The organism is Sphingomonas sp. S2M10 (genome assembly GCF_012650175.1).
Lineage (GTDB): Bacteria > Pseudomonadota > Alphaproteobacteria > Sphingomonadales > Sphingomonadaceae > Sphingomonas.
Genome location: NZ_JAAILI010000070.1, coordinates 1 through 1096, shown reverse-complemented (window position 1 = coordinate 1096; position 1096 = coordinate 1). Strand labels below are relative to the sequence as shown.

The 1096-nt window shown below is 69.5% G+C and carries 1 protein-coding gene; it reads left to right on the top strand.

The window, feature by feature from the left end; translation table 11 throughout:
• Positions 1-67: 67 nt before the first annotated feature.
• Positions 68-871, top strand: a complete 804-nt coding sequence (locus S2M10_RS17075) for an RNA methyltransferase (RefSeq protein WP_168847135.1) — start codon at positions 68-70, stop codon at positions 869-871.
• Positions 872-1096 lie beyond the last annotated feature (225 nt).

Below are 1096 nucleotides of genomic sequence, written 5' to 3'. Positions count from 1 at the left end.
CCTCCAAGGAGGAGGGACTTAAGAGGGCCAACTAGCCCCCGCCCCCATCCCGCCCTATAGCGCGCGGATGCCACGCGAAATCACCGCCTATTCCAACCCCCTGATCAAGCGCATCCGCAACCTGCGCGACAAGCGCCACCGTCGCGAAGAGGGGCTGTTCCTCGCCGAGGGCCTGCGCATCCTCACCGAGGCGCGCGAAGCCGGCCGGATCCCCGACTATCTCTTCTACACCGCCGAGACCGCCCGCCACCCGCTGGTCGTGGCCCTCGTCACCGCCACCGAGGCCCAGGGCGGCGAGGCGATCGAGACCAATGCCGACATCCTCTCGAAGCTCTCCGGCAAGGACAATCCGGGCGCGGTCGTCGGCGTGTACCCGGAGTTCGCGCTGGACCTCGCCGAGATCGACCGCAGTACCGCGCCGATCTGGCTGGTCGCCGAGCGCTTACGCGATCCCGGCAATCTTGGCACCATCCTGCGCACCGGCGACGCGGTGGGCGCCGGCGGGCTGATCCTGCTCGACGACTGTGTCGACCCCTTCTCGGTCGAGGCGGTGCGCGCGAGCATGGGCGCCTTGTTCACCGTGCCGGTCTCCCGCGCCCGCTGGGAGGCGTTCGAGCCCTGGCTGCGCGCCGGCCCCGGCCAGCTCGTCGGCCTCAGCCTCGATACGGATCACGACTATCAGGCCCCGCGCTATGCCGCGCCGACCTTCCTGCTCACCGGCAACGAGGCGCAGGGCATGCCGCCGCATATGGAAGCCGCCTGCGATCTTCTGGTAAAGATCCCCATGCTCGGCAAGGCAGACAGCCTCAATGCGGCAGTGGCAACGGCGGTGATGGCCTATGAAGTACGCAACCAGTTCCGACGGGGGTGAGGGGATGGGGACGGAGGTGCGCGGTCACCCTCACCCTTCCCACTGCCTACGGCAGCGGGCCCCTTCCCTCTCCCAACGGGAGAGGGAGCAAGACCCCTCTCCCCTTGGGAGAGGGAGGGGCCCATCGCGCCAGCGATGGGAGGGTGAGGGTGACGGGAGGCGCAGGTCCACCGCCCTCCTCCTGGCCCTAACCCTCCTCCCCCTCCCCGCCGCCGCGCAGACCAC